11 protein-coding genes are annotated in these 19178 nt (G+C 75.2%); 5 read left to right on the forward strand and 6 right to left on the reverse strand.

Annotated elements, in window-relative coordinates:
- Nucleotides 1-86 precede the first annotated feature (86 nt).
- Complete coding sequence (locus ACZ3ZD_RS09880; protein WP_467395247.1) at nucleotides 87-3953, forward strand: nSTAND1 domain-containing NTPase; 3867 nt, start codon at nucleotides 87-89, stop codon at nucleotides 3951-3953.
- A gap of 148 nt (nucleotides 3954-4101) precedes the next feature.
- A complete protein-coding gene (locus tag ACZ3ZD_RS09885; RefSeq protein WP_467395248.1) occupies nucleotides 4102-4971 on the forward strand; it encodes a C40 family peptidase in 870 nt (289 codons plus the stop codon).
- Nucleotides 4972-4978: 7 nt separating this feature from the next.
- Here ACZ3ZD_RS09885 and helR read toward each other — a convergent pair whose 3' ends face one another.
- On the reverse strand, nucleotides 4979-7219 hold the full coding sequence (gene helR / locus ACZ3ZD_RS09890; RefSeq protein ID WP_467395249.1) for an RNA polymerase recycling motor ATPase HelR: 2241 nt from the start codon (nucleotides 7217-7219) through the stop codon (nucleotides 4979-4981).
- A 162-nt stretch (nucleotides 7220-7381) separates the two neighbouring features.
- Here helR and ACZ3ZD_RS09895 point away from each other — a divergent pair, with 162 nt between their 5' ends.
- Nucleotides 7382-9544: an FUSC family protein gene (locus ACZ3ZD_RS09895; protein WP_467395250.1), complete on the forward strand. Its 2163-nt coding sequence runs from the start codon at nucleotides 7382-7384 to the stop codon at nucleotides 9542-9544.
- A gap of 80 nt (nucleotides 9545-9624) precedes the next feature.
- Here ACZ3ZD_RS09895 and ACZ3ZD_RS09900 read toward each other — a convergent pair whose 3' ends face one another.
- Nucleotides 9625-10569 carry a GNAT family N-acetyltransferase gene (locus ACZ3ZD_RS09900; protein ID WP_467395251.1) on the reverse strand — a complete coding sequence of 315 codons (945 nt, stop codon included), beginning with the start codon at nucleotides 10567-10569 and terminating at the stop codon, nucleotides 9625-9627.
- 262 nt (nucleotides 10570-10831) lie between these two features.
- On the reverse strand, nucleotides 10832-13618 hold the full coding sequence (locus ACZ3ZD_RS09905; protein ID WP_467395252.1) for a SpoIIE family protein phosphatase: 2787 nt from the start codon (nucleotides 13616-13618) through the stop codon (nucleotides 10832-10834).
- Between the two features lie 263 nt (nucleotides 13619-13881).
- Here ACZ3ZD_RS09905 and ACZ3ZD_RS09910 point away from each other — a divergent pair, with 263 nt between their 5' ends.
- On the forward strand, nucleotides 13882-15060 hold the full coding sequence (locus tag ACZ3ZD_RS09910; protein ID WP_467395253.1) for a PP2C family protein-serine/threonine phosphatase: 1179 nt from the start codon (nucleotides 13882-13884) through the stop codon (nucleotides 15058-15060).
- A gap of 40 nt (nucleotides 15061-15100) precedes the next feature.
- Here ACZ3ZD_RS09910 and ACZ3ZD_RS09915 read toward each other — a convergent pair whose 3' ends face one another.
- The 3 genes from ACZ3ZD_RS09915 to ACZ3ZD_RS09925 all read right to left on the reverse strand — a co-directional run bounded on the left by ACZ3ZD_RS09915 (nucleotide 15101) and on the right by ACZ3ZD_RS09925 (nucleotide 18008).
- Nucleotides 15101-15928: a maleylpyruvate isomerase family mycothiol-dependent enzyme gene (locus ACZ3ZD_RS09915; protein WP_467395254.1), complete on the reverse strand. Its 828-nt coding sequence runs from the start codon at nucleotides 15926-15928 to the stop codon at nucleotides 15101-15103.
- A gap of 57 nt (nucleotides 15929-15985) precedes the next feature.
- Nucleotides 15986-16747 (reverse strand): SAM-dependent methyltransferase, encoded by a 762-nt coding sequence (locus tag ACZ3ZD_RS09920; RefSeq protein WP_467395255.1) that lies wholly within the window; start codon nucleotides 16745-16747, stop codon nucleotides 15986-15988.
- Between the two features lie 91 nt (nucleotides 16748-16838).
- Nucleotides 16839-18008: a carboxylate-amine ligase gene (locus tag ACZ3ZD_RS09925; protein ID WP_467395256.1), complete on the reverse strand. Its 1170-nt coding sequence runs from the start codon at nucleotides 18006-18008 to the stop codon at nucleotides 16839-16841.
- A 442-nt stretch (nucleotides 18009-18450) separates the two neighbouring features.
- Here ACZ3ZD_RS09925 and msrA point away from each other — a divergent pair, with 442 nt between their 5' ends.
- Entirely contained in the window at nucleotides 18451-18984 is a 534-nt protein-coding gene (gene msrA, locus ACZ3ZD_RS09930) for a peptide-methionine (S)-S-oxide reductase MsrA (RefSeq protein WP_467395257.1), read from the forward strand.
- The last annotated feature ends 194 nt before the right edge of the window (nucleotides 18985-19178 follow it).

The following is a 19178-nucleotide window of genomic DNA, read 5'->3' on the forward strand; positions in this document are numbered from 1 at the left end:
ACACATGGCTGGGCCACCTGTCACACCCCGGCAGTAACCTGGGCTCCCGCCGTCTCACGGCCTGGGCACGTGCCATGGGGGACGCCTTGGGGGAGCCGCAAAAGGGAGCCGACACCGGCAACCGGAACGACAACGACCGGAACGAGGACGACGGGGACGGGACGGTGCCGACCACACCGTCCTTCCCCGCACAGCTACGACGACTGAGGCAGCAGCGCGGCCTGTCACTGGCCGACCTGGCCAGACAGACCCACTACAGCAAGGGGTACCTCAGCAAGATCGAGACCGGCGCGAAACCCGTGACCGTCGACGTGGCCCGCCGCTGCGACCAGATCCTGCGCGCCGACGGCGCGTTGCTGCGTCTGCTCGTACCGCAGCGCAGGGTCGCGCCCGCCGACGGCAACGATGTCACCGGCCCCGCCTGCCCCTACCCGGGCCTGTCGGCGTTCACCCCGCAGGACGCCGGCCGTTTCTTCGGCCGGGAGCGGGCCACGGCCGCCCTCGTGGAACGGCTCTTCGACCGGGTCGGCAAGGGACCGCTGCTGCTCGTCGCCCCCTCCGGCGCGGGCAAGTCCTCGCTGCTCAACGCCGGTCTGGTACCCGCCCTGCGGCGGGCGGGCGGTTTTCCGATGGCCGGCGCCGACCGCTGGCCCGTCGTCACCCTCACGCCCACCGCGCACCCGGTGGACGAACTGCTGGAACGCGCCGCGAAGGTGCTCGGCGGCGACCTGGACCTCACCGCGGCCCGGCTGGGCGAGCGGCCCGAGGCCCTCCTGACCGCCGTCCGGGCCCGCGCGGAAGCCACCCCCGCCGGGCGCCGGCCCCCACCACCGCCCCGGCTCGTGCTACTCGTCGACCAGTTCGAGGAACTGTTCACCCTGTGCGCCGACGACACCGAACGACGCACCTTCGCCCGCGTGTTGTGCGCCCTGGCCGCACCCCCGCCGTCACCCGGACACGATCCCGCGGTGGTCGTCCTCGGTGTACGCGCCGACTTCTCCGGCCGATGTCTCGACCTGCCCGAACTCGCCCCCGTCTTCACCGACGGCCTCTACGTCCTGCCCCCGATGACCACGGCGGAGCTGGTCGAGTCCATCACCCGCCCCGCCGAACTCGCCGGTGTCACCCTCGACCCCGGCCTGGTCCCCCTGCTGCTGCGGGACGCCGGACTGACCGGCGAACCCGGCGCCCACGGCGTCCCCTCGGGCGCGCTGCCCCTGGTCTCCCACGCCCTGCTGGCCACCTGGCGCCACCGCGAGGCAAGCACCCTGACCGTCGCCGGGTACGAGAGCACCGGCGGCATCCAGGGAGCCGTGGCGCGCACCGCCGAGGACGCGTTCGCCCAGCTGTACCCGGCGGAACAGCAGACCATCCGGCGCATCCTGTCCCGGCTGGTGCAGGTCTCCGACGGGACCGGCGCCACCCGGCGCCGGGTCGGCCGTACCGCCCTGATGACCCAACTGGCCGACGCGGAGGGCGCCGACACCGCGCTCGACGTGTTCGTCCGCGCCCGGCTCCTCACCGTCGACAGCGACAGTGTGGAGATCACGCACGAGGCCCTGCTGCACAGCTGGCCGCGGCTGCGGGAATGGATCAGTGCCGACCGGGCCGGCCTGCTCGTCCGCCAGCGACTCGCCCACGCGGCGGCCGCCTGGGAACGCGAGGGCCGCGACCCGTCGGCGCTCTACCGTGGCACCCGCCTGGACACCGTCCGCACCTGGGCGGCGGACACCGACGGCCTCGGCCCGCTGGGCCCCGTCGAGGAGGCGTTCCTGCGCGCCAGCCAGGCCGAGGAGGAGGCCGGGCAGCGCCGGACCCGGCGTCAGACCCGGCTGCGCCAGGCCCTGGTGGCCACCCTCGTCGTGCTGCTCGGCTGCGCCCTGGCCGCCGGCGGCATCGCCTACCGGCAGCGCGCCGACGCGCTCGCCCAGGAACGCCTCGCCCGCTCCCAGGCCCTCGCCGTCCGGTCCACCCTGCTGGCCGGCGGCCGGCCCGAGGCGTCCATGCTGCTCGCCGCCGAGGCCTACCGCACCGACCCCAACGCCACCACCCGCGGAGCCCTGCTGAGTACCCAGGCCGAGCCGTTCACGGCCCGGCTCGGCGGCCACCGCGGACCGGTCAACACGGTGGCCTTCGCGCCGGACGGCCGGCTGCTGGCCACCGGCAGCTCGGACGGCACGGTCCGGCTGCGGCGCCTGAGCGACCACCGGACGACGGCGACGCTCACCGTCCCCGGCCGGATCCGCTCCGTGACCTTCAGCCCGGACGGCCGTACCCTCGCGGTCACGGCGACCGACGGGCCGGTACGGCTGTGGTCCCCGGCCCGCGCGACACCCGCCACCCTGCTCCCGGGCACACGCGCGGCCCGCGTGGTCGCCTTCGCACCGCGCGGCCACACCCTCGCCGTCGCCGCCCCCGGCGGAACCGTCCAACTCTGGGACACGGCCGGCACCCCCCGGCGGACGGCCCGCCTCACCGGTCACGCCGGTGAGGTCGACGCGCTCGCCTTCGCGCCGGACGGCCGCACCCTCGCCTCGGCCGGCACCGACCGGACCGTACGGCTGTGGGACGCCCGTCGGGGCCGCCGACAGGCCGTCCTGCGCGGCCACACCGACGGGGTCCTCGGCCTGGCCTTCGCCCCCGACGGCCGCGGCCTGGCCAGCGGGGGAGTGGACCGGACGGTCCGGCTGTGGGACGTCGACGGCCGCCGCGTCACGGCGACGCTCACCGGACACAGCGACGACGTCAACGCCGTCGCCTACACCCCCGACGGCACCACCGTCGTCAGCGCGAGCGGGGACGGCACGACCAGACTGTGGGACGTCCGCAGCGGACGCCTCGTCACCATCCTCACCGGACACACCGACTACGTGATGTCCGTGGCCGTCGACCCCACCGGCACCCTCCTCGCCACCGGCGGCTTCGACCAGTCCGTGGTCCTGTGGGACCTGCGCGGCCGGACCCTGGCCGCTCGCCCCTTCACCCCGGTCTCCGCCGTCGCCTACCGCCCCGACGGGCGGCTGCTGGCCACCGCGGACGCCGACCACACCGTACGGCTGTGGGACCCGGACCCCGCGCGGCGGCGCGGCATCCCCACCACCCTGACGGGCGGCACCGGCAGCGTCACCACCGTGGCGTTCTCCCCCGACGGCAGCACCCTGGCCTCGGCCGGCTCCGACGGCACGATCGTGCTGTGGGACCCGGCCGCCCGCCGCCCCCGGGCCCTGCTGCACGGCCATCACGGCGCCGTCTTCGCGGTGGCCTTCGCGCCGGACGGCCGCACCCTCGCCTCCGCCGGCGCCGACCGCACCGTACGCCTCTGGGACGTCCCCGGCCGCCGCCCGCTCGCCGTCCTCACCGGCCACACCGACTACGTCAACGGCGTCGCCTTCAGCCCCGACGGGCGGACCCTGGCCTCCGCCGGCGACGACCTGACGGTCCGACTGTGGGACCTGCGCGACCACCGCCGGCCGGTGACGCTGACCGGCCACACCGGCGCCGTCCGCGCGGTCGCCTTCAGCCCCGACGGCCGCACCCTGGCCAGCGCCGGCAACGACGGCACCGTACGGCTCTGGGACGTGGCCCGGCACCGGCTCCTCGACTCGCTCACCGGCCACACCGGCTCGGTACGCGGCCTTGCCTTCTCACCGGACGGCCGGCTCCTCGCCAGCAGCGGCAACGACCGTACGGTACGGCTGTGGGACGTGCCCGGACGCCGGCCGTGGGCCACCCTGTCCGGGCACACCGACGCCGTGTGGGGCGTGGCCTTCGCGCCCGGCGGACGGACGGTGGCCAGCAGCGGCACCGACGGCACGGTACGGCTGTGGAACCTGGACACCGCGGCCCGGCTGGCCGGCATCTGCCGCCTCGACCGGGAGACGGACCCGGCGACGCGCCGCGCCCTGCTCCCCGGCGAGCCCGCCCCCGGCGCCTGCGCATGCCCACCACCCTGAGCAACCGCCCTGCTGGGGCCGGGTTTCCCGAGCGTTTCCCGTTGCCCTTCGAAGAAGGCCCGCGCGGCCCCCTCGACCGGCCCCACCGCACCCGGGAACGCTGGGCGCGGCACCACCGACCACCAGACCACGAAACGGGGGTACCGGCATGCTGCGGCGAACCGGCGCCATCGGCACACTCATCGCCCTGCTGACAACTCTCCTCCTCACCTCCGCGGCGACCGCCGCCGACCGGCACTCCGGGCCGGCGCGGGCCGCGGACGACGACTGCCGCGTCCTCGCCCCGGGCGCGACCGACGCGGCCCAACGGGCCGTCGACGCCGCCTGCGCCCAGGTCGCGGCGGGCGTCTGGTACACCTGGGGCGGCGGCCACGGCACGCAGCCCGGACCCACCTACGGCAAGGTCGACCCGACCGACCCGGCCAGCGAACACGACCCCGAACGCCTCGGCTTCGACTGCTCGGGCCTGGTCCGCTACGCCTACGCGCAGGCCACCGGCGCGGACCTCCTCAACGGTGACGCGAGCACCCAGTACTACACCCACCGCACCACCGCCCGCTTCACCGCCGCCGACGGCCTCGCCCCGCTGCTCCCCGGCGACCTGCTCGCCTACGGCACCTCGGCCGACCTGCACCACATCGCCCTCTACCTCGGCGCCGGCAGGATGGTGGAGGCCCGGCAGTCCGGCACCAAGCTGATGGTCAGTGACGTCCGCCTCGGCGGAGACTACTTCGGCGCCGTCCGCGTCAACACCGGCACGGTCGAGGGCCCCGTCTTCCGCACCTGGGGCACCGGCGTGTGGACCAAGGCCCAGCCCTCCACCAAGGCCGCCCGCGTCTACGCCTTCCCCGGCCCCACGACGATCCGCGTCGCCTGCCAGAAGCACGCCGAGGTGGTCACCGCCGAGGGCTACACCAACGACGCCTGGTCCTACCTCCCCGACTACCGCGCCTGGGTCACCAACATCTACATCCAGGGCCCGGCCTGGCTGGACGGCGTACCCACCTGCACCACCTGAGCCGGTCTCAGGCGGTCTTGAGGACGACGAGTTCCCGGGTGGACCGGGTCATCGCGACATAGCGGTCCACCGCCCCCTCGACACCGTCCCCGAACCGGGCCGGGTCGACCAGGACGACCAGGTCGAACTCGAGACCCTTCGCCAGCTCCGGGGTGAGGGAGCGGACACGGGAGGTCGACCGGAACGCGGGATCGCCGATGACACAGGCGATCCCGTCGGCGTGCTCGGCCAGCCAGGCGTCGAGGACCGGGCGCAGGTCCGACACCGGGCCGTGGGCGACGGGGATGCCGGTGCTGCGGATGGAGGCCGGCACGTTGGCGTCCGGGAGCACCGCCCGGATGACCGGCTCGGCCTCCGTCATGATCTCCTGCGGCGTGCGGTAGTTGATGCCCAGGGAAGCGAGGGCGATCCGGTCGAACCCGACCCGTTCCAGCCGCTCCCGCCACGACTCGGTGAAGCCGTGCCGGGCCTGGGCGCGGTCCCCGACGATGGTGAAGCTGCGTGACGGACAGCGCAGCAGCAGCATCTGCCACTCGGCGTCGGTCAGTTCCTGCGCCTCGTCCACGACGACGTGCGCGAACGGGCCGGCCAGCAGGTCCGGGTCCACGGTGGCCACCTCGCTCTCGTCCACCAGGCTGACCTTGGCGTCCTCACCGCGCAGCATCCTCACCAGGCCCTCGCCGTCGTCGCCGTCGGCACCGGAGTCGGCCACGGCCGCGACCAGGTTGTCCACCACCTGTTCCATCCGCTCGCGCTGGGCCTCCAGGACGGCCGCGTGCCGGCGCTTGCGCCGGGCCGTCTCCGGGTCGCCGAGCCGCTGCCGTGCCGCGTCCAGGAGCGGCAGGTCCGACACCGTCCAGGCCTGCGGGTCCGCGCGCTGGAGCAGCCGGACCTCGTCGCGGCTCAGCCAGGGGGCGCACAGCCGCAGGTAGGCGGGCACCGACCACAGGTCGCCGACGAGGTCGGCCGCCTCCAGCAGCGGCCACGCCCGGTGGAACGCCGTGACCAGTTCCCTGTTCTGCCGCAGCGACCTGCGCAGCAGCTCGGGCGGGGCGTCGCCGTCGTGCTTGTCCACCAGCATCGTCAGCAGCTCCTCCCAGACCTGGTGGCGTGCCTCGTTGTGCGGGGTGCCGGGCTCGGCCGCCTCGAAGGCCACGGCCCAGTCGTCGGGGCCGAGCGCGATGTCGGACCAGTGGGTGGTGACCGTCATCCCCTCGGTGGGCGGCTCCTCGTAGAACGCGACGGCCTTCTCGATCGCCTTCACCATGTCCGCCGTCGCCTTCAGGCGGGCCACCTCCGGATCGGTCTCGACGGCCGCGTCGGCGCCCTCGGCGACGAGGTCCCGCAGGGTGCAGGTCTGCACGCCCTCCTCGCCGAGGCTGGGCAGGACGTCGGAGACGTAGGCCAGGTACGGCCGGTGCGGGCCGACGAACAGGACGCCGCCCCGGCGGTGACCGAGCCGGGGGTCGGCGTGCAGCAGGTAGGCCGAGCGGTGCAGGGCGACGACCGTCTTCCCGGTACCCGGGCCGCCGTCGACCACGAGGGCGCCACGGGACCCGGCCCGGATGACGGCGTCCTGGTCGGCCTGGATGGTGCCGAGCACGTCCCGCATCCGCGGCGAGCGGTTGCCGCCCAGGCTGGCGATGAACGCGGACTGGTCGTCCAGCGCGGCATGGCCGACCAGCCCGTCCGGGGTGAACACCTCGTCCCAGTAGTCGCTGATCCGCCCGTCGGTCCACCGGTACCGGCGGCGGCTGACCAGCCCCGACGGGTTCGCGTGGGTGGCCCCGAAGAACGGCTCGGCGGCGGGCGAGCGCCAGTCCACCAGCAGCCGGCGGCCCGCGCTGTCGGTGAGGCCGAGCCGGCCGACGTACACGGGCTCCGGGCTGTCCGCGCCGACCATGCGCCCGAGGCACAGGTCCAGGCCGAAGCGACGCAGCGTGCGCAGGCGGCCGGTCAGCCGGTGGATCTCCGCGTCCCGGTCCATCGCGTGCCGGCCCATGCCGCCGGGCGCCCTGCGCTCGGCGTCGAGCCGCTTCGTCAGTTCGGCGATCGACTGCTGCAGGCACTCCGCGATGGCCGCGAAGTGCCGCTCGTCGTCGGCGATCAGCGCCGGGTCCGCCTTCGCGGCGAGCCGCTCGGGAAGGTCGAAGGCGCCGGCGGCCGGGGCACGGTGCCGTTCCGTGTCCGGGCTCTCGGGCGCTTCGGCGTCTGGGCGCGGACCGTACGACGCCATGGGTGCATGCATGTGGTGAATCCCCGTTTCCGGCAGCTTCCTGACCTAGGCGGGCAATTCTGCGGGACGACGGGGGCCTTGCCGCAAGCCCCCCCGTGCGCTATACGTTGAGGGTGGCGAGGAGTGCTGACTCCTTGCCCTTCGTTTTTCCGGCGAGGTGCCGGACCTGCGTCGATGGGCGACTCTGTAGGGGTGTGGGGTCTCCGAGGTGTCCGGCTGCCCGCGGCCTACGCCGCCTCCGGCCGCCGCGCGCTGCGCGTGACCCTGGTCGCCGCCACCGGCTTCTACCTCTTCCGCTACGGCCTGGACCGCCCCGTGGCGGCCACCTACGCGCTGTTCACCGTGGTGGCCCTCGGCGGACTGTCCAGGATCCCCGGCACCGGCCGGCAGCGCGCCGCGTTCCTGGCACGGCTGCTGCCGGTGTGCTGGGCGCTGGTGGCCGTCGGCACCTGCCTGTCCGTGCGGACGTGGAGCGCGGTCGCCGGCATGCTGGTGATCGGTTTCACGCTGGCCTTCTCCGCCGTCGGCGGACCCCGCCCGGCGGGGGCGGCGCCCGGCCTGCAACTCCTGTACATCCTGCCGTCCTTCCCGCCGTACGACCCCGGCTCGCTCGGCGACCGGCTGCTCGGGACGACCACGGGCGTGGCCCTGTTCGTGGCGGCCGAGGCGCTGCTCTTCCGCGAGCCGGCCCCCGTGCCCTACCGCGAGCGGGCCGCCCGCGCGGCCCTGGTCGCCGAGCGGGCGGCCCGGCTCGCCACCATCCCCGTTGCCCCGAGCGACGCGGAGCTCCGGGCGGCGCAGGAGGCGGGCCAGGCGCTGCGGCCGCTCAACGTGCCCGAGGGGGAGCGGCCGGCCGGACCCGGGCTGCGGGACCGCGCCCTCACCCACACCGGCCTGGCCGCCCGTACCCTGCTCGCCAGGCTCACGCAGCTGCCCGCCGGACCAGGGGACGACACGGCACCCGAGGTCACCGCCGTCCTGCGGGCCGTGGCGCGGCTGGCCGGGGCGACCGCGGCCTGCCTGCGGTCGGCGGTGTCCCCCGCGGCGGGGCAGCAGGCGCTGCTCGCGGCCCGCGCCCGCCTGTCCGCCGTCTCCGGCGGGCCGCCTGCCGCCGACGGCCGTTTCCCGCCGGCCATGCTGCGCCGCCACGCCGCCGTGCTGGAGGCCGCCGACGCGGCGCTGGCGATGGGCGCGGCGGCCGATCTGGCGGTGCGCGGCCGGCACGCCACGGTGGAGCCGCCGCCCGGCCGCTTCTGGTACGCCACGACGCGGGCCCCGCTGCTGTGGTGGCACCGGGCCCACGGCCACGCCGGACGCCGGTCGGTGTTCTTCCAGAACGCGGTGCGCATGGCGCTGGCCCTGACGGCCGTCCGGCTGGTGGCCGGGGTGGACACGCTGCCGCACGGCTTCTGGGCGATGCTGGCGACCCTCACGCTGACCCGGACCACGCTGGGCGAGACCTGGAGCACCATCCGCCTGGCGCTCGCCGGCACCCTGGCCGGGGCCCTGGTCAGCGCGGGCGTCCTGATCCTGGTCGGGGCCGACACCGCCGTGTACGCCGTCCTGCTGCCGGTGTGGATGCTGTGCTCCTTCACGGTGGGCCCCGTCCGGGGCGTGGGGTGGGCGCAGGGGCTGTTCACCGTGCTCGTCGCGCTGGTCTTCGCGCAGCTGGCGCAGCCGACGTGGCGGCTCGCGGAGGTCAGGATGCTGGACGTGCTGGTCGGCAGCGCGATCGGCGCCGTCTTCGGCGTGCTGGCCTGGCCCCGGGGCGCCCATGACGAGCTGCGGCACGCCGCGGCGGACCTGCTGCGCAAGGCCGCGGAGATCGTGGTGGCGACCAGCGCCACGGTGGCGGGCGGCGCGGCGGCGGCCGCCCCGACGGGTGCGCCCCGGCACCGGTCGCTGGAACGGGCCCTCATCCTCGCCGAGTCCGCCTACGCCCAGCTGCAGAGCGAACCCACGCCGTTCGGCGGCAGGGGGCGCGGGCCGCGGCCGCCCGCGGTCGACTGGCAGGCCGCGCTGATCACCGGGCACCACACCCTGTGGGGGTCGTCCCGGCTGCTGGACCCGCCGCGCACTCCGCTCGGCCCGCCGGCCGCCGCGTCGGCCGGCGGGCTGGGGGAGCGGGTGGCGGGCCGGATGCTGCTGGTGTCGGCGGCACTGGACCCGGGAGACGGCACCCCGGCCACGACGGCACCCCTCATCGACCCGGCCCGCGCCGCTTTCACCACCGAGCCGCCCGGCGCCCCCCGGCGCTACTACGCGACCGTGGCCTGGCTGAACTCCCTCATGACCGACCTGACCCGGATCACCCGGCCACCGGAGGGGCCGGGTTAGGCATCGGGTCGCCGGTCCGGGAGCATCGGCCGGGTGGCCGGGTGGCCGGGTGGCCGGGTCGGCGCGGGTGCGGCGGCCGTTCAGCTGTCGGCGGGAGCGGAGAGCACGGTCCGGGTGGCGAAGGCGCGGTAGCCGGCACGGTCGAACGCGGCCGACATGGGACGGTTCACCAGGTCGGTGTCGGCCGTGATCCGGCGGGCGCCCGCGTCCAGCAGGATGCAGGTGGTCTGCGCCAGCAGCTCGTCCACGTACCCCCGGCCGCGCAGGGCGGGGACCACACCGAGACAGCCGACCACGAAACTCCGCTCGTTGCGGGACGGGACGAGCAGGCCGGCGAGGGTGCCGTCCGGGGTGTGGGCCAGCCGCCACCAGTCCCGCTCGCCGGGCATGCCCCGGTAGCCCGCCAGGTCGTCCCGGGCGGCCCTGGCCACGCCGTGCCGTGCGACCGCGCGCCGGGTCGTGGTGTCGAGGCTGCCCTCGGCCACCTGCTGGAAGGCGGCGACGAACGCCTCGTCGTCGGGTTCCGCGCGGAACACCAGCCGCGCGGGGGCCGCGGGCGGTCTGTCGTCGGGCGTCCACTCGTAGCGCAGCCTGCGCAGGACGTCCGTCAGGCCGGCCGCGGCGGCGGCCCCGGTCCGCCAGCCGAGCGCGGCGGCCGTCTCGGCCGGGGGACCGTCGGTGCGGGAGAAGACGTGGAACTCGGGCGGACGGGCCATGCCCTGGGCGCGGAACCACGGGTGTGCCGAGGTGATCAGCCGGGCGGCGAGCGCCTGGCGGTCCCCGACCGACTCGTGCACGGACAGGCAGTCCAGCGCCAGCGGGTGGGCGCCGTCCGGCAGCCCCCACCACACCGCGCGGGCGAGGAGCTTCCCGCCGTCCTCCGCGATCCAGGTCCACTCCGGCCGGTAGTGACCGCTCTTCAGCCCGTCCGCGAGCTGGCCGGGGCCGACCCCGTCGACGGGTTCGCGCCCGGTGAGGTCGGGAGCACGTGCCGCTTCGCTCGCGGAAAGAGCGCGTACCAGCATGCTGTTCTCCCGGGCGTGGCGGTCGGGGCGGTGCGGGTCACTCGTCGGCCGGTTCGGCCGGCAGGCAGTCGAGTCCGGCCTCGCCCGGGGCGGCGGTCCGCAGGGCGAGGACCACGATCGCGCCCGTGGCCGGTTGCGACAACACCTTTTTCCCCAGCGCCGGCAGGCAGCGAGGCCGACCCCGGCTCCTGGGACGTACGCGTGATTCCGCACCGCGGAGCGGCCGCCGGCCCGGGACGCCGCTGTCCCGGGCCGCCCCCGGTCACAGGCCCATGACGTCGAACAGGGCCGACGGGTCCGGTTCCGCGTCGCTGTCCAGGTTCTGCTCGGCCCAGATGACCTTGCCCCGGGAGGCGTAGCGGGTGCCCCAGATCTCCGCGAACTGCGAGACCAGGAACAGCCCGCGGCCACCCTCGTCGGTGCTGGCCGCGCGCCGCAGCCGGGGCGAGGTGTTGCTGCCGTCCGACACCTCGCAGACCAGGGTGCGGCCCAGCAGCAGCCTGACCCGGACGGGCGGCGCGCCGTAGCGGATGGCGTTGGTGAGCAGTTCGCTCAGGATCAGCTCCGTGGCGAAGGCCACCTGCTCCAGGCCCCAGTCGGCGAGTTGCCGGCTCACCTCCCCGCGGATCCGGGGCACGGCCTCGGCGTCGAACGGGACGTCCCAGGCCGCGACCCGGGAGGGCGGCAGGAGCCGGGTCCGGGCGACCAGCAGCGCCACGTCGTCGCTGGGGTGCCCGGGCAGCATCGTCTCCACCAGGGCGCGGCACGTCTCCTCCGGTGACCGGTCCGCGTGCGCGACGGCCGACGAGAGCATGGCCAGGCCCTCGTCGATGTCCCGTCCTCGGTTCTCGACCAGGCCGTCGGTGAACAGCACGAGCCGGCTGCCCTCGGGCAGGTCCAGCTCCCCGGCCTCGAAGGGGTGCCCGCCGACCCCCAGGGGCGGCGACAGCGGCAGGTCGGGGAACGTCACCCGGCCCTGCGGATCCACCACGGCCGGCGCCAGGTGCCCGGCGCGGGAGAGGGTGCAGTGCCCGCCGACCGGGTCGTAGATGGCGTACAGGCAGGTGGCCCCGGTCAGCGGCACCCGGTCGTCGTCGGTGGGGGCGCCCTGGGTGTCCAGCCGGGTCACCATCTCGTCGAGGTGTCCGAGCAGTTCCTCCGGGGCCAGGTCGAGCGACGAGAAGTTCAGTACGGCCGTGCGCAACCGCCCCATGGTCACCGCGGCCTGCAACCCGTGCCCCACGATGTCCCCGACGACCAGCGCCACCCGGAAACCGGGCAGGGGGATGACGTCGAACCAGTCGCCGCCCACCCCGGACTGCGCCGGCAGGTAGCGCGAGGCGACCTCCAGCGCGTCCTGGTCCGGCAGGCCCAGCGGCAGCAGGTTCCGTTGCAGCGTCATCGCGAGGGCGTGTTCGCGGGAGTAGCGGCGCGCGTTGTCGATCGCCACGGCGGCCCGGGCCACCAGCTCCTCGGCCACGGCCACGTCCTCCTCCTCGAACCGGGGGGAGCCCGCGCCACGCCAGAAGTTGACCATGCCGAGGATCACCCCGCGGGCCCGCAGCGGCACCGTGATCAGCGAGTGGATGCCGTACTCCAGCGCCCGCAGCGCCCCCTCGGGGTCCTGGGCCCGCCAGTCGTCGGCGCCGTGCAGGTCGGCCACCAGGACGGCCTTGCCCTGGCGCAGGGCCGCGGCCATCGGCGTGTCGGCCATCACGAGCCGGATCAGGTCGCCCACCGGCTGGAGGGGGTGCCCGGCCCGCGATGCGCGCAGCGCGGTACGGCGCATCTGCCGCACGGCGCTCGTGGGCTCCTGGCCGCGCAGCACGGAGTCGAGGAGTTCCACGGTGACGATGTCGGCCATCCGGGGGACCGCCACCTCGGCCAGCTCCTCCGCCGTACGCCGGACGTCGAGGGTGGTGCCGATCCGCATGCCCGCCTCGTACAGGAAGGACAGCCGGCCCCGCGCCACCTCGGCCTGCCCGGACAGCGCCCGCAGGTCCGTGGTGTCCCGGAAGGTGGCGACCAGCCCCTGGGCGCCGCCGTAGGGAGCGGTCGGCCGGATGTTCACCGCGAGCAGCCGGCCGTTGGCCGGGATGACCTCGTCGGTCGCGGTCTCCTGCGACTCCAGCAGCCGCGCGAGCCGCGGCCCGAGACCGAGCTCCCGCACCGGCCGCCGGTCGGCGTCCTCGGGCAGGTCAAGCAGCCGCCGCGCCTCGTCGTTGGCGAGCAGCACGGACCCCTCGCCGTCGACGATCAGCACGCCCTCGCGCACCGCGTGCAGCACGGCGTCGTGGTGTTCGTACATGCGGGTCATCTCGGCCGGGCCGAGCCCGTGGGTCTGCCGCAGCAGGCGCCGGCTGACCAGGGCCGCACCGCCGGTCGCCAGCACGAGTGCCGCCGCCGCCGCGCCGAACAGCATCGGCAGCTGCCGGTTCAGCACAGCGCTGACGTTCGCGTACTGGATCCCGGCGGTGACGATGCCGACCACGCGCCTGCTGGCGTCCGTCACGGGTACGACCGCGCGCACGGCGTCGGCGGGCCGGCCGTGGAACGTCTCGGTGAACGTCTCGCCCCCGGCGGCCCGGCCGACGCCCCCGGCCTTCGTACCGATCAGCCCGGGCACCGGATCGGTGAGCCGGACCCCGTGCCGGTCCAGGACGCTCACGAAATCGACGCCGGACCCCTTCCGCGCCTGCTCCGCCGCCGCCTGGAGCAGGGCCGTCGGATGCGACGACCGCAGCGCGAGCGCCGTTCCGGGCGCGTGCGCGAACGCCTCCGCCGCGGCGAGGGAACGATCCTCCGCGCTGCGTTCGGCGTCGTAGCGCCCCTGCACGACCAGGGCGGCGGCGGCCACCGCGACCAGCATCAGCATGATCAGCGCCTGCAGCAGGAAGACCTGCGCGGCCAGCGTGCGGACGCTCAGGGACGGCGAGAGACGGCGTCCGCGGAACGGCCAGGGCCTTCGACTTCGGGACGGACCGGATGACCCTCGTGTGCCGGGCGGTGGCGCCGCGCTCGCCCATGGCCAGCGGGAACGTCCGCTCATCTCCCTTTTCTAGCACTGGGGCTCGGTGACCGGCGACCGCTGTGCCGCCGACGGTGCAGGCGCGGGCACCGGCACGGGCACGGTGTGCGGCGCGGCCGCTGCGCGCCGGGTGACCCCCGGGCCTCGCGACGGTGACCCCCAGCCCGCGCGAAGGGCCGGAACATGCCGTTGACTGGAGCAATCCGGGCGCAACGCGGCCCGGCGGACCAGGCTGGGAGTCTTGTCGAGGTGCCGTGACAGGAGTCCGTGTGCGGAGACCACGTATGCCGAAACCTGGACACACCGGTCGGGAGCCGGAGGGTGGCGCCGGCGCGCGGACGCGGTTGCCGGCGCCCCCGGCATGGACGCGGTGGCTCCCGGTCCTGTACGTCGCGGCCCTGCTGCTGCTGGAGCCGGTGACGCCCGTGCAGTGGCCGGTGAGCTTCGTGCTGATCGCCCTGCCCCTCGTCGCCGCCTTCGCCCACGGCCCGGTCGTCGTCGCCGGTGCCACGGTGTTCGGCGTCGTCCTGGAAGGCGTCCTGGCCGGCACCCCCTGCTGCGCGGGCCGCTCGGTCGGCTACCTGTGGGACCGCCACTACGTGGCCGCCTACGTCTGCACCGCGCTGGTGGGCGTCCTCGGCACGATCCTGGCCGCGCACCGCATCCGCCGCGAGCGCACCCTGGCCGACGTGCGCTTCGTGGCCGACATCGCCCAGCGGGTCCTGCTCAGACCGGTACCCCACCGGATCGGCCCGCTGCGGATGGAGAGCCTCTACGTGTCCGCCGCGGCGGAGGCCCGAATCGGCGGCGACCTGTACGAGGCCGTCCCCACCCGGTACGGCGTACGGCTGCTCATCGGCGACGTCCGGGGCAAGGGGCTGCTCGCGGTGGAGACGGCCGCGGCCCTGCTCGGCGCGTTCCGCGAGGCGGCCCACGACGAGCCCGCCCTGCCCGCCCTGGCCGGCCGGGTGGAGACCAGTATGAACCGCAGGGCGGCGCTGCTGGGCGGGAGCGAGGTGGGCGAACGGTTCGTCACCGCCGTCTTCGCCGAGATCGCCACGCGGGAGCCGGTGGTCCGCGTCCTCAACTGCGGCCACCCGCCCCCGGTCCGGATCCGGCCCGGCGAGGTACGGGAACTGGACAGCGGCCGTTCGGCCCCGCCGCTCAACCTCGGCATGCTGGTCCGGGAGCCCTACCACGTGCACGACTACGCGTTCCGGCCCGGCGACCAGCTCCTGCTGTACACGGACGGCATCACCGAGACCCGCGACGCCGACGGCACCTTCTACCCGCTGCTCCAGCGCCTGCGTGCCTGGGGCCGCCTGCCGCCCCGGGACCTCCTGGAGCGGCTCCACCACGACCTGCTGGACCACAGCGGCGACCGGCTGCAGGACGACATCGCGGCGCTCGCCGTCTGCCTCCCCGCCGACGAGCCGCCCGCCCCGCCGCAGCCGCCTTCATGAGGCGCCGCGGCAGCGCCACGGGGAAGTGCCCCGGGCCGGCTCAGAAGGCCGAGTGGACGAACCAGCGGTCGAGGACCGCGGTCTCGCCCGACACGTCGAAGGCGGGCTCCTGGTACGACCGCCGCCCGTACAGCAGCAGGAGCAGATCCGCCGCCTGCCCGCGCACCGCCACCGTGGGCGGCTCGGACGCGGTGTCGCCGCCGGTGAGCGGCAGCAGCCGGAAGCCGTCCGGGTCCAGCCGCACCCGCCACTCCTCGCCGGTGCCGGCGCACCGGAACGCCAGCGTCTCGCCGTCGCCGCGCAGCTTCGTCACAGCGGGGGAGAACAGCCCCGCGTAGCGGAGGTTGACCAGGAACTCGTCCACCCCGTCCACCGCGAGCACCGGGTCGATGTCCGACTCCCGGCCCACGGCCTGCTCCGCGTCCACCCGGTGCACCAGCGTTTCGCAGAGCATCCGGCGGACCCAGAACCGCGCGTGCTGGTCCTCGCCCCACGCCCACATCGCCGCGTCGGGATCGGTGTCCCGCAGCACGGCCGCCACCGCGGACGTGCCTGCCGCCAGCCAGTCGGCGAGATCCCGCTCGTCCTCGGGCAGCCCCAGCTCCACGTCACGGCTGCGCGGTGGCTCCTGCACCCGCTGGGTGAGCAGCGCGCAGAACCAGCGCTGCACCGCTCCCGTGTGCCGGGTCAGCTCGGCCAGCGTCCAGTCGGGGCAGGACGGCACGGCGCTCGTGGGGTCGGCGCCCCGCACCGCGCCGGCGAACCGGAGGGTCTCCCGCTCGATCGCCTCCCGGTAGGTGCCGTACGGCAGGGAGTGCCCCGGCCCGCTCGTCGTTGCCATCTGCTGCCGCCGTTCTGTCCTGGGCACGGATGCCGCTCCGTCCGCCGCGACTTGTGTCGCCGGATCCCACCGGAGGGTAACCGGTCAGCGGACGCGGGCCACCGCCGCGTAGACCCCGCTGGCCTCCGGCTCGGTGTCCGGGGCCGGCGTGCCCCACTCCGTGGCGGTCACCAGGCCGGGCGGGACGAGGTCCAGCCCGTCGAAGAAGCGCGCCACCTCCGCGCGGGACCGGAAGCCGAGCTGGATACCGCCCTTGGCGTACTCGGCGGTGACCTGCGCGGCGAGTTCCGGATAGATGTCGGACGCGGCGTGCGACAGCACCAGATAGCTGCCCGCGGGCAGCGTGGCCACCAGGTTGCGGACGATCCCGTGGGCGTCCTGCTCGTCGCTGATGAAGTGCATCAGCGCGATCAGCGACAGCGCGATCGGGCGGTCGAAGTCCAGCACCTGCCGGGCGTGCCGCACGATGGACTCCGGCCGGCGCACATCGGCCTCGATGTAGTCCGTGACGCCCTCGGCGCTGCTGACCAGCAGGGCCTCGGCGTGGCGCAGGACGATCGGGTCGTTGTCGGTGTAGACGACCTTCGCGGACGGCGCGATGTCCTGGACGATCTGGTGCAGGTTGGGCGGGGTGGGGATGCCCGTGCCGATGTCCAGGAACTGGTCGACGCCCTGCGCGGCGAGCCAGGCGGCGGCCCGGTGCATGAACTGCCGGTTCTGCCGCGCCGCGTCCTTCGCCTCGGACGGCAGCCGCTCACCCACGGCCTCGTCGACCGGGTAGTTGTCCTTGCCGCCCAGCAGCCAGTCGTAGACCCGCGCGGGATGCGCCCTGCTGGTGTCGATCATCGCAACTCCGTTGTCCCCGTGTCCCGTTCGGACCCTGTGGTCGATCATCCTATGCGCACGGGGACGGGGACGGAGCGCTACCGGTCCCGGATCACGCGGGCGGTACGGCGAGTTCGTCCACCACAGCCTGCAGGCGGCCCCCGTGCCGCCGCGCCATCCGCCGCTGCCGCACCGAGCCGGTGCCCCGGTGCTGGACCTCGCTCAGCCAGTCGCCGACCCACCGGTCGTCGCCGTAGCGGCCGAGGTACGGCTCGACCCGCTTCCAGAGTTCCTCCACCAGCCGGCCGACGGCGGTCGGCGCGCAGTCCCGGGTGTGGGTGGCGGGCAGGGCGCCGTCCGTCCCGTACCGGGCGGCGTGCCAGCACGCCGCCCGCAGCACCAGGTCGGGGGAGTCGGGCGCGGGTTCACCGGCGCGGACCGCGTCCACGGCGCAGCCGACGAGGGCGCGGACCAGGAGCGCGTACGCCGTGGTGGCCGCGGGCTCGGGCAGCACGTCGGCGATGCGGACCTCCACGGTGGGAAGGTGCGGTGAGGGCCGGACGTGCCAGTACACCATGGCGGGGTCCATCACCGCCCCGCTGGCCACGAGTTGGCCGACGATCTGCTCGTGGTGGGCCGCGCCCCGCAGGAAGGGCGGCGGCCCCGCCAGCGGCCAGCGGCCCCAGACCATGGAGCGCCAGCTCGCGTAGCCGGTGTCCGTGCCGTCGCTGTACGGGGAGTTGCCCGTGAGGGCCAGCAGCAACGGCATCCAGCCCCGCAGGTGGTTGACCGCCCGTACCGCCTCCTCCCGGTCGGCCACCCCGACGTGCACGTGGCAGGCGTTCACGCCCTGGTCGTGGACGAGAGGCCCGAAGCGGCGGAGGAAGGCGCGGTAGCGGGCCTTGTCCACGACGGGCGGCGGGCCGGGCCGGCCGAGGACCGCGCTGCCACTGGGCACGAGCAGGCAGTCGTACTCCGCGGCGGCCGCGGCCGCTCCACCGCGCAGCCGGACGATCTCCGCCTCCAGCTCCCCGGCGGTACGGCACACCGCGCTGACGGTCTCCACCTGGGCCTGCGAGACCTCCGCCGTCACGTGCGGCGCGCCGAGGCGACCGCGGGCGGCGTCCACCACGGCCGGGGCCCGGTGCACGGCCGCCCTGCTGTGCCGTTCGGCCAGGACGAACTCCTCCTCCACGCCCAGCGTCGGCGGGGCGGCCACCTCCGCCGGGGGTGCGGGCGCGGCGGCGACGGCGGGGATCACGGCATCAAGCGACTCTGGCACGACCAGCCCTTCCGAGGGGACACAGGACGCGGTGCTGTCGAACGCGGAGACCGGGCCACTCCCTGACGCGCAGCGGGTGGGAGCACACATGGTCGTCCCGGGGCCGAGCGCACGGCAAGCGGCTACCCGGACACCGTCGACGCGCCCGCACCACCCGTGCCGCGTTCACCGCCGGCGGCGGCACCGCCCCGAGAAGGCGCAGGCCGGACGGTGGTTCCCGCACGGCGCCCGCCCGCGGACCGCCGTGCCCCACCGCCCCACCGCGACGCACGCGTCCAGAGGGTCCTGCACAACTGGCCGAACTCCGACGGCCGTGAGCCGTGGCCCCGCCCGCCCCGGGCCCGCTCGGTGCCTACCCCGGGGTGGTAATAAGCTGGGGGCACGTGAGAACCGTACGTCGAGGACCGCGCCGGACAGCGGCTCGAGGGTGAGGGAGCTACCGATGACATCGGAAACCGAGCGGGCCGTACTGGCGGGCGGTTGTTTCTGGGGCATGCAGGACCTGATCCGCAGGCAGCCGGGCGTGGTGTCCACCCGCGTCGGCTACAGCGGCGGTGACACGCCGAACGCCACCTACCGCGACCACGGCGACCACGCCGAGGCCATCGAGATCCTCTTCGACCCGAAGGTCACGAGCTACCGCGACATCCTGGAGTTCTTCTTCCAGATCCACGACCCGACCACCAGGGACCGCCAGGGCAACGACATCGGGCGCAGCTACCGGTCGGCCATCTTCTACGCCGGCGAGGAGCAGCACCGCGTCGCCCTGGACACCATCGCGGACGTCGAGGCGAGCGGGCTGTGGCCGGGCAAGGTGGTCACCGAGGTCGAACCCGTGGGCGACTTCTGGGAGGCCGAGCCCGAGCACCAGGACTACCTGGAGCGCTACCCGGACGGCTACACCTGTCACTTCCCGCGACCGAACTGGAAGCTGCCGCGCCGCGCCTCGTCCCCGGCGAGCGGTACCGCCCGCTGATCACGCCCTGCGCCGCCTGAGGGGCTCGCCCACGCGGTGCAGGTGCGTCAGCGCCTCGCGGTAGGACCGGCCCAGCCCCGTCTCGTGGTACGGCACCCCGGCATGCCCTTGTGGCCGGGGGCGAAGGTGCAGCCCAGTCGGTGGCCGGGGGCTTTCCCCCGGGAGTAGACACGGAAAGTCACCCCCGGGCGGAC

Source organism: Streptomyces sp. NPDC023481 (genome assembly GCF_055560195.1).